The organism is Paenarthrobacter sp. PPS72 (genome assembly GCF_048537125.1).
Classification (GTDB): Bacteria; Actinomycetota; Actinomycetes; order Actinomycetales; family Micrococcaceae; genus Arthrobacter; species Arthrobacter nitroguajacolicus_E.
In genome coordinates this window covers 1-9,921 of the sequence record NZ_JBLYIE010000074.1, presented here as the reverse complement: position 1 = coordinate 9,921, position 9,921 = coordinate 1, and the positions used below count along the sequence as shown (strand labels likewise).

The 9,921-nt window shown below is 61.3% G+C and carries 9 protein-coding genes and 2 pseudogenes; 6 read left to right on the top strand and 5 right to left on the bottom strand.

All coding sequences use genetic code 11. The annotated features are described in order from the left end of the window. A partial coding sequence (locus tag ACLRGI_RS22675) for an integrase core domain-containing protein (protein WP_419203703.1) occupies nt 1-300 on the top strand: 300 nt, incomplete at its 5' end. On the opposite strand, the gene ACLRGI_RS22670 is transcribed toward ACLRGI_RS22675, so the two are convergent. The 4 genes from ACLRGI_RS22670 to ACLRGI_RS22655 form a co-directional block, all read right to left on the bottom strand. Further along, nucleotides 241-468 (bottom strand): hypothetical protein, encoded by a 228-nt coding sequence (locus ACLRGI_RS22670; RefSeq protein WP_419203702.1) that lies wholly within the window; start codon nt 466-468, stop codon nt 241-243. The genes ACLRGI_RS22675 and ACLRGI_RS22670 overlap by 60 nt on opposite strands. Before the next feature lie 290 nt (nt 469-758). Next, a complete protein-coding gene (locus ACLRGI_RS22665; RefSeq protein WP_419203701.1) occupies nt 759-926 on the bottom strand; it encodes a hypothetical protein in 168 nt (55 codons plus the stop codon). A gap of 634 nt (nt 927-1,560) precedes the next feature. Beyond that, nucleotides 1,561-1,707 carry a hypothetical protein gene (locus tag ACLRGI_RS22660; protein ID WP_419203700.1) on the bottom strand — a complete coding sequence of 49 codons (147 nt, stop codon included), beginning with the start codon at nt 1,705-1,707 and terminating at the stop codon, nt 1,561-1,563. Nucleotides 1,708-1,893: 186 nt separating this feature from the next. Further along, on the bottom strand, nt 1,894-2,913 hold the full coding sequence (locus ACLRGI_RS22655; RefSeq protein ID WP_419203699.1) for a DUF4192 domain-containing protein: 1,020 nt from the start codon (nt 2,911-2,913) through the stop codon (nt 1,894-1,896). A 530-nt stretch (nt 2,914-3,443) separates the two neighbouring features. Between ACLRGI_RS22655 and ACLRGI_RS22650 the strand changes: the two genes are divergently transcribed. Together ACLRGI_RS22650 and ACLRGI_RS22645 are read left to right on the top strand one after the other, a co-directional pair. Continuing rightward, entirely contained in the window at nt 3,444-3,857 is a 414-nt protein-coding gene (locus ACLRGI_RS22650) for a hypothetical protein (RefSeq protein WP_419203698.1), read from the top strand. 1,361 nt (nt 3,858-5,218) lie between these two features. Next, nucleotides 5,219-5,815, top strand: a complete 597-nt coding sequence (locus ACLRGI_RS22645; RefSeq protein ID WP_419203697.1) for a DNA-binding protein — start codon at nt 5,219-5,221, stop codon at nt 5,813-5,815. A gap of 108 nt (nt 5,816-5,923) precedes the next feature. On the opposite strand, the pseudogene ACLRGI_RS22640 reads toward ACLRGI_RS22645, so the two are convergent. Then, nucleotides 5,924-6,242 (bottom strand): annotated as a pseudogene (locus ACLRGI_RS22640) (recombinase family protein); the annotation flags it as partial. A gap of 252 nt (nt 6,243-6,494) precedes the next feature. Between ACLRGI_RS22640 and ACLRGI_RS22635 the strand changes: the two are divergent. The 3 genes and pseudogenes from ACLRGI_RS22635 to ACLRGI_RS22625 all read left to right on the top strand — a co-directional run bounded on the left by ACLRGI_RS22635 (nt 6,495) and on the right by ACLRGI_RS22625 (nt 9,756). Continuing rightward, a pseudogene (locus ACLRGI_RS22635) lies at nt 6,495-7,639 on the top strand (IS3 family transposase). A 249-nt stretch (nt 7,640-7,888) separates the two neighbouring features. After that, complete coding sequence (locus ACLRGI_RS22630; RefSeq protein ID WP_231745631.1) at nt 7,889-8,044, top strand: hypothetical protein; 156 nt, start codon at nt 7,889-7,891, stop codon at nt 8,042-8,044. After that, entirely contained in the window at nt 8,041-9,756 is a 1,716-nt protein-coding gene (locus ACLRGI_RS22625) for a serine/threonine-protein kinase (protein WP_419203696.1), read from the top strand. The genes ACLRGI_RS22630 and ACLRGI_RS22625 overlap by 4 nt, the downstream gene beginning before the upstream one ends. Nucleotides 9,757-9,921: the final 165 nt, after the last annotated feature.

Here is a 9,921-nt window from a genome sequence, read left to right as displayed (position 1 = left end):
CGGGTCCTGACCGACAACGGCTCCTGCTACCGCTCCTACGCGTTCAAGGACGCGCTCGGCACGGCGATCAAGCACAAACGCACCCGGCCCTACCGTCCCCAAACCAACGGAAAAGTCGAACGTTACAACCGCACACTGCTCGACGAATGGGCCTACGCCAAACCCTACCGATCAGAGGCCGAGCGTGTTGCCGCTTTCGCCGACTGGCTCCATCACTACAATCATCATCGAGGCCACACCTCACTCAAAGGTCAGCCACCAGCCAGCCGCGTCACCAACCTCCGTGGTCAATACACCTAGGTCCCAGCCGTCAGATCCCCAGCTGGGGATCACTACCCAGCCGTGTTCTCCGATGAGTTCCATCCAGTCGTAACCGCCGTTCATGTGGTAGTTACCCAGCACGGTGACGCCGTGGATGGTTTCGCCGGTGTCCTCGGTGGTGATCGTCTGGACGTTGATTGCGTTCATTGGTTTTGTGTCCTTTGCAGAGGAATGGGTGAGGGAGCGGTGTGACCCGGCCAGCTGCTTTCTTTCCTCCCCCGATGCTTCTATGTCTGTCAAACGGTAGGTGGGGCGCTCGTGATGAGTGGCCAGCTTCCCCTCAGCAGGTCAGCGGGGCCGGTGAGAGTGAATTTTTTCAGTCATGACGTTGCTCCTTTTTTGCTGAGAAAGTGAGTAAGTGGGTGGTTACCGGGAACGTCTGGTTCCCAGACGTACAGCGCGATCAAATGGGTCAGCATGGTTTGTTATCCCTTCCCTTAGACCGGCCCGTCAGTGAGGGGATCGTGTCCGCCGTTCGCCAAACGGCGGTCCTCTGCGTTGTCCCAATCCAAGGCGTAGAACCAATCCGCGTCCGGGCCGGTCGTCGGGTTCTGCTCTTCGGTGGTGTCCATGGTGGTCGGGTTCTGCTCTTCGGTGGTGTCCATGGTGTTACTCCTTCTTTTGCTGAGGATTTGGCGGGTGGGGCGCTCGTGGTGAGTGGCCAGCTTCCCTTCTCCCCCGTTGTTTTGGCTGCTGGCGAAGCTTGCGGAGCTGTGCCCGACGGAGGCCTGTCTACCCGCCAGGGCAAGGGCAGAAAAATCTTGCGGAATCCGAGCTAGCGAGGATCCCTGGCCAAAGAATTTTCGGACCGCAGGCCCCGACTGCTTTTGGAGGGGCTAGACAGGCCGGAGCGGGCACGTACAATCCGTCAGGACAGCAGCCAAAACGTCGTAGACAACACAGGGCCAGGGCGTGCAGGAGCTCTGCGACGGCGCCCTGGACCCAACAGCCGGCCGCGGAGCGGACGTCCTTTTCACGGTTCGCCCTGGCGAGCCGCTTCCCCAGCACCCCACCGATGCACCCAGGCGAGACCCGCGGCCGGTGCGACGCGCCACAGCAGAGACCCAACTGCAGGCTGCGCCTTGGCGGTCCGCCGCCGGCAACCACCCCCTGGAGCTGCCACAACGGCGGACCGCCCTGTCCTTGGAATGGCGGAAGAGCCGGCACCATGTGGTGCCGGCTCTTTCTGTTTTCCCTCAGCAAAAGGAAATCATGGGTGCAGCGTCATCGCTGCAGGGATTAGAAGTCTTGTGGGGTTTTCTCCCAGGAGATGTCCACGACGGTGCCATTCGGTTCCGCGGTGAGCATGCTCAGTTCCAGGATGTCTTCGGCATGGGTATGGCCGGAGGGTGCGTCTTCTTCGGTGAGGACGAAGTCGTGGCTCATGGGCGTTGCTCCCTGACGTTGGTGGAACCGGTGGTTCTTCCACTGTAGCCCGAGGTTTGGGGAGCTCACGTTCTTGGGTGGCTTCGCCCGCGTCAGCGTTGATCGGCGGCCGGAGGAGCGCCAGCGGGGGAGGCCGCCGACGCCGGTGGGGCCGGAACCGTAACCGGTCCCGGCCCCTGATGGGCGTTAGCGCTTCTTGTACCCTGTCGCTGCATCGGCGGCGACGGGGGCAATCCTGCCGTGGCTGATGACTTCTTCCATCAGTTCTGCCAGCCGGTACCCGGGCACGTCGTCCAGCGCGGCGGTGAAATGCTTCGCCGCGACGGATGACTGGCCTTTGAGGTAGTAGAGCCAGCCGATCACGGTCAACAGCGGTGCCCGGTACGTTTCCGGTGCGGCAGTGATCAGTTCCCGGGCCGCTTCCTCGGCCCGGTCCACACGGTCCCAATCCGGGGTGATCCCCTCGCCGAGGAGCAGATATCCGCTGCCGTCCGCGTCAGTTCGTTCAGGTTCAATCACATTGCACATCAGGGTGTCCCGCAGGCTCGGGTGCTGGAAGCACGCCAGTAGCTGTACGGCGGTTTCCGGGGTGATCCGTGTGCCCTGTTCGATGGCCCGGTTCCACAGCACGCGGCCGTTGATCTCCTCGCTGTACTGCAGCACGTGCCCGGCGTGTTCGATCTGTTCGGCGGTGTCGGCCGGGCCGTTGAACGGGGCGTAGGTGGTGCCGGGGGCGTCTTTGTAGCTGCTGCCACGGAAGATCATTTCGGCGTTCAGGTGCCCGTCCGTGATGGAGTCCAAGGACTGGACGGGGCAGCACCGGAGATCGTCGCACAGCAGGTTTTTCCAGTGCTCGGACGTGACCAGCCATGCATCTTTCAGCGGGACTCCGGCGGCGTCGAGTGTTTCGATGATCGACTCGATGTGCTCGTTGAATGGGCGGGGCGCGCCGTCGGCGGCGGGCTGTTCGGTGTAGACGGCCAGCACGGCGGCGTTGGCTACGGTGTCCAGTGCGAGGTAGTTGGCCATGGCCCGGGCGAAACCTGCAGTGTTGGTGTCCGTGGGGGCGTTGACGCGCAGGGTCGCGCCGAGCGTGTTCCCGCGCATGGTGATGAACACGAAGGATTCTTTGGGTGCGAAGCCGAGGATGTGAGGGATGAAGCTGAGGATGTCGGCCGGGCTTGTGATGCGGAGTTCGTTGGTCAAGGTTCAAGTCCTTTGCTGAGGATCTGGTGGGTGGGGCGCTCGTGGTGAGTGGCCAGCTTCCCCTCCCCCGCCGTTGTTTTGGCTGCTGGCGAAGCTTGCGGAGCTGTGCCCGACGGAGGCCTGTCTACCCATGGGGCAAGTGCCGGGAAATTCCCGAAGGAAATAAGCGAAGCGCCGGAGGGAAATTCCCGGCCCGCAGGCCCCGGAGTTCACAGGGGCTAGACAGGCCGGAGCGGGCACGTACAATCCGTCAGGACAGCAGCCAAAGACAAGAAAAGGCTTCTACAGCCCGCGCGCAGCGAGGACCGACCCGGTGCGGTCCGCCGCGCCGACAGGCTTAGACCTCTGGGATGGTTTGGTCAGCTGCCGCCGGTACAGGGGGTCAGATGCCGGTAGATGGTTCGGCGTGAGACACCTACGTCGCACGGAATATTTCTGTCGATAAATGGCGGTTCTTTGGCCTGCTGGCTGTTGTCATGGTTTGGGAATACGTTACTGCTAGTCAAGCCTCTTCACTGCCCGCAACCGCCATGATCAGTATCTTCGCACTCATGTTTCTGGTGGGTGTGGTCCTCAACATTCTGAGAACCTTGAATATCCCGAGGCTTGGCCTCGCTGCTCTGGGGGCTGTAGAAATACTGCTCTTCCTGGTTTACCCCTTCAACATCGAGGTTCTCCTCGAAGTACCTATTGAATTGAACCTCCTCTTGCTCGTGGTTGCTGGGCTACTTGGTGCTGCCGCGGCAGCACCGCCCTCCTTGCTGATACCGCTCGCCGGCATAGCGATTTGCGCCTCGGAAATCGGTGTCAACGTCTACCTGTGGATTAGCGCTCAGGGCCGCCCAAGTGACGTTGACTGGACAGGGGCCACAGTAATCATCGGAACTCAGGTAGGCGCGGCCTTGGGTCTCCTTGTTCGAGGACTTGGCCGCAGCAGACTTTAGGTACAGGCCTAAACCGCAGACGAAGTCGAACCTAGACTGCCCCCAACAGATCGGCGCTCCGCCCGGGGTAGAGGTTGGCTGGGCCGACGGCCCGGCCCATCCATAAGGCCCAGGGCATAGTCAACCGTGCAGGCGACTCAGAAATGCGCCCTCTGTGCAGAGAACTCTGGAGCAGAAGGGAGTGCCCTGCACGGCACTTCTGACATTTCCGTGTACATGCTCGTCTGCACCAACCCCGGGATTCCGCGAGATCAAGTGCAGCTGACTTCTGAAAATGTCAGCCGTTTTACAGCGTTATTTGACGCATGGTGCGTCAGCACGAACTTCCTCGTCTTTTCGACGCGACGTCAACCGCCCAACGCCTGCTGTTCTCTAGCCTTAGAGAACGTACAATCATCCGAAGACAAGGAGTAGCCACACCCTTGAGGATCCCTCGCCCACCGATCGCAGTTCTGCCCGACACAGCCGACACAAGGCTGTTAGTCGAGCTGACAAGCCACGCAGGTGACCTCTCGGAAGCCGCGCACGCCTTGAGCTGCGCACTAACCGAGGGGGAGGGCTGGGAGCTGTGGATGCCGCTCACCTCTCATGCTGTCACGGCATATATCCGTCCCTTTATCCACTCCAATGTCCGAAGCCGACTCGACGAGATGTCAGGGGTTCCGGCAATTCCGGCCAACCCTTCAACCCGTACATGAGTTTATTCGGAATTATCGGAACACCACCATCGCGCACTCACAATCGACGCTGGCTATGCCCGTACCTGTTGCCATTCTCGATGCCCAGGGGAAAGGGGTCGACGTGCTGGCTGTCTCTGTCATCCATCAGATGCCGTTAGCCGTGGCCGAACGGTTTCAGCGACCTTATCCGTACCGTGGAAGACATTGTTGAGCAGGCAACACAGCCAGTTTTGGAGCGGTTGCGGACCTGGCTCAAGGGCCAAGACGCCGCCAGCCGTCGACAGCTGGGGGCGACCTGAGATCATCGACGCCCTCGACTCCGACTTCACGGCCGCCCATCGAAGAAAACGAACCCCTCAGTTCACGGCCTATTGGCGCGTCTTGGAGGAGAACTGCCCGTAGGGGCACTTCTCTCCGTAGGATCCCTGTTCTAATCCAAGAAATGGCATCTTTCTATGATCGCCATTATGTCCATGACTGACCCGCGAGCTGTCGTGTATCGCCAAGGATACGAGACGTCTCATTCGGCGAATAGCACCCCGCGTCGGCAAAATCCCGGTTCCCGTGAAATCTGTCTTTTCAGTAGTCGTCTCCATTCGCACGCCACCGGTCTGGTCCTTGAAAAAGTAGTAGTAGTAGTAGTAGTATCGTTACTACTCCTACTACTTTGGAGCAACCGCTATGAGGTCAAGTGTGAAAGACCGCGTCTTCGCAGCAGCTGAGCAGATCAGCACTGAGCGCCGCCCGACCGTTTCCACGGTCCGGGCTGCCGCCGGCGTCAGCAACGCCGACGCTACCCGCTACCTGAAGGAATGGTCAGAGGAGAAACTCGCCGCCGGGGGGCAGGTGGCAGCGACGCCGCCGGCCCTGCTCGAACAGGCCACCCGGCTCGCCGCGGCCTGCTGGGCTGACGCCTCTGCGCTGGCTTCCGAGCGGCACGCCGCCCTCGAGGCCGCCTGGGCGCAGGAACGCAAGGACAAAGACCTGGAAATCGCCGAGCTGGTGGCGGACCTCGACAAGGCCGCCACGGAGAAGGAATCCGCGGCCGCCGAGCATCAGGCCAGCATCACCGCATTGGAGTCCACGGTGGAGGCCTTGGAGCAACGGCTGGCCGCCTTGGGCGCTGAACTGGAAGGCGCACGTGCAGCAGAACGCGCCGCTGCGGGCGCGGCCGTGGACGCGGAGAAGAAACTCGCCAGCGCCGAGGCACGCAGCAGCACCCTGGAGAAGGTACACAACGCCTTGCTGCAACGCGTCGCCCCGGAGACGAGAGCCTGATGTCCAAGAACACCAAGCCCTACACCCAAGCCAAGAGCCTCGACTAGGCTCGGGGAAGGCTGATGACTTTTGGCGATAAGCCGCCAGGTGTCTTCAGGGCGCTATTGGTCACCTGGGCGGCGTGGGTATTGCTCTCTGGAGGGCGCGGTAGACCGTAGAGCGAGCGATGCCGAAGAGCTCGGCAATCTCAGTAGTGGTGTGTACCCCCACCTTGGTGGAGGCTGACGAGGTGCGCCTCTTGGGCTTTCGAGAGCTTTGGTGGTTTCCCCCGCAGTCGGCCCTTGGCTTTTGCCACGGCCATTCCTTCCCGCGTCCTGGCCCGGATGAGATCGGCTTCGAACTCGGCAACCATGCCCAGGACGTTGAATAGCAGCTTCCCCACCGGGTCGTGTGGATCATAGACACTGCCCCCAAGGCTGAGGGCAACCCCTTTGCGGGTCACAGTGAGTCAGGACCCGTTCCCAATCGGGAACGGGTCCTGACCCGTTCCTCGGGCAGTTAGTTAGCGGCTAAGGCAGTCACCGAAAGCGAGGAACAGCCAAGAATACCTATGCCTCCGAATAATGGACTCCGCCAGGTCTTAGGCCTGAACTAGACACAGCCCACGTCGAACGGGACTGCCCCCGGTTATGTTGACTCCTTAACCTAGCGAGCCTGTGCTCGTGGAAGGATGTTGACCATGCCCACGGCTTATGGGGCGGAGTTTCGCCAGGATGTTATTGATGTGGCCCGCAAGGGCGAAGCGCCGGTGGCGCAGATTGCAAAGGATTTCGGGCTGTCAATCACGACGCTCAAGCGTTGGATTGCCATTGCCGAACGTAAAGAATCCGGAGCTGGCCCCGCAAGCGGTGATTCGGCCGAGATGCGTGAGCTGAAGAAGCGCAACCGTCTGCTGGAGCAGGAGAACGAGATCCCGCGCCGGGCGGCTGCCTATCTGGCCAGGGACATCAACCCAAAATGATTTACCCGCTGGTCACGGATCTTGCCGCCGACGGGTGTTCCAGTGGCGGTGACCTGCAGGGTGTTGAAATTCAGCAAGCAAGGCTATTACCGCTGGCGAGCCAGCCCGGTAACGGAACGGGACTGGATCGATGCGCACCTGGTCAATGCGCCTTGGACATTCACGCCGACGACCCCGGCATTCGGGTACCGTTTTATCGCCGACGAATTTCCTGGGAAGGGCATCACGGCGGGCGAGAACAGGGTCCAGCGCCTATGCAGGGACCACGGAATCTGGTCGGTGTTCTCGAAGAATCGCGGCCTGAACCGCAGACCCGGGCCACCGGTTCATGACGATCTGGTCGAGCGGGACTTTACCGCCGCGGCTGCCAACGAGCTGTGGCTGACGGACATCACCGAACATCCCACGGTCGAGGCAAGCTCTACCTCTGCGCGGTGAAGGACGTCTATTCCGGAAGGATCGTCGGGTATTCGAAGGACTCGCGAATGAAGTCCTCGCTTGCCGTGGCGGCACTGGAGAACGCGGTGCGGGCACGCAACCCTGCAGGGACCGTGGTGCATTCGGATCGTGGGTCCCAGTTCCGGTCCCGCCGGTTCGTCGAATCACTCCGGCACCATGGCCTGACAGGGTCGATGGGCAGGGTCGGTGCGTGCGCGGACAACGCCGCGATGGAATCGTTCTTCTCACTGCTGCAAAAGAACATCCTGGACCGTCAGCGGTGGCTCACCAGGCAAGACCTCAGACTGGCCATCACAACCTGGATCGAGAGAACCTACCACCGCCGGCGACGGCAACGACGACTGGGAAAACTCACGCCCATCGAATATGAAACAATCAACCGGACCGCGCTCACAGCGGCCTAAGACCCCGAGTCAACAAAAGCCGGGGCAGTCCCGCTTGTGCGAAAGTGGATCTAGATCTTTATTCGGCGGCGTTAGGCAGCACCATGACTACAATGCATCTTCTCCACGGCGGCGCCCCAGGTCTCAAAGTCGGAGATAAGGTCCTGTCTCGGATGGAGACCGGGGGTGAAGTCACAGACATTGGCAGCTAGCTTAGAGCTAGGTTTGGGAAGTTCTCATATGGAGGTCCGGCTTGAGGGTTGGCACGTCATGTTGTGCGACCTGAAGGCAACCAACGGAACCGTGCTCATCCGGGAGGGCCAGGCACCGCGCCGGCTTGCCCAAAACGAGATGGCTATCCTGCTGGACGGCGACATCGCCGAACTCGGTGACAACATTTCATTGCGTTTCGAGGAGATTCTTTGAGTTCCAAGAGGCCCCCTGCGCCGCCTCCACCCATCCCGGGTTTCAAGTACATCAGCCTGCTCGGCTCTGGTGGATTCTCGGATGTCTACCTGTACGAGCAAGACAGGCCCCGCCGCAAAGTAGCCGTCAAAGTGCTGCTGTCCGATCTGAAGACCGAGGGCGCTCGACGCCGCTTCGAGTCCGAAGCGAACCTCATGGCCCAGTTGTCCTCGCACCCGTACATTGTGACGATCTTCGAAGCCGAGATCACCGAGAACGGCCACTCCTATCTCGCCATGGAGTACTGCTCCAGGCCGAGCCTTGACGTCCGTTATCGTCGCCAGCGCTTCAGCGTTGATGAGGTTCTGGCCGTCGGCATCCAGGTGGCCTCCGCCGTCGAGACCGCGCACCGGGCCGGCATTGTGCACCGGGACATTAAGCCCGCCAATATCCTGGTGACCGACTACAACCGGCCTGCCCTGACGGACTTCGGCATCTCCGGCACCATCGGTGCCGATACCGAGGATGACGCCGGAATGTCCATCCCGTGGTCTCCGCCTGAGCAGTTCCGCGGGGGCGCCGTGGACGGTGTTCCCGTGGATATTTGGGCCTTGGGCGCAACCCTGTACACGCTCTTGGCGGGTCGTTCGCCGTTTGTCCTTCCTGGACAGGACAACTCGCAACGTGAATTGATCTCCCGCATCACCAACTCACCACTGCCCAGGCTGGGCCGTGCCGACGTTCCTGAGTCACTGGAACTCGTCCTGGCCACATCCATGGCCAAGTCACCGGAATCCCGCTATTCCTCAGCGCACGCTTTCGCGCTGGCACTCCAGCGGATCCAGGCCGAACTGAACCTGTCCGTGACGCCTTTTGAGGTGCTGGAGGAGCCCGGGCACGGAGACGATCAGCATCCGGATGACAACTTCGAAGAAACCCGCGTCCGGAGCATCGCCTCGATCGATCCCGACGCCTCGGGAACCGCCACCACAGGGTCAGCGCCCACCTTCCCGGCACGGACCTTCCCGTCGACTGTTCCTAACGGCACCCAGACGCCCGCCCGGCCCATGCAACCGAGTAGCACTCCCCTGCTTCTCCAACCCGAAAAACCGCAGTGGGCCCCGGCGCAGTTCCAGGCCCCGGGACCCTACACATCACCGGACGGTGGTACCGGCCCTGCCCAGTCCACCGTGCTGCGCGGCTGGCAGCCATCGCTTTCGCAAGACGATCACCGGGCAACAGTCAACCGATCCACCGCTGGCACGGCGGCAACAAAGGAAGACGCTCCGCCGGCAGACCACAGCAAGCGCAACCTGTGGCTGGCCGCCACAGGCGCAGCAGTACTGGTAGTCGCAATTGTGATGGGGGTAGTCCTTAGCACCCAAGCGCAGCCGAAGGTGGCAACCCCGGAAACCGGAAGCCAGACGCCAGCCGGCCCCTTGGGGGACGGCAGCGTACCGGATGTGGAGGGCCTCGTTGGCATGCAGGACGCCGGAAAGCCGGACTTCGCTGATTTCCGGTGGAAGAACCCACAACCCAAGCCCGGCGATACATACATGTGGCGTTACCGGACCGTCCTCATCCCCGAAGGTGAATACGACTCTGTAACGGAGCCCCACGCACGACCCTCTTTTGGCGGGGAAGATCAACTCTGCATCCAGGTAATTATTGTCCGTGCTGACGGTACTACCTCGCCCGGAGAAAAGGGATCCATTGCCTGCGTGGACTCCTAGCCCGCACATGACTCACTTACCGCCTGCGTTAACAGTCCCACTTCCTTTGGTTGTGGGACTTTCCCCAACTCTGCCTCTGCAGCTTGCGGAATTTTTCAAGCTGAACGATAACTGTCTCTTATACACATCTGACGCTGCCGACGAGGAGCGTGTAGTGTAGATCTC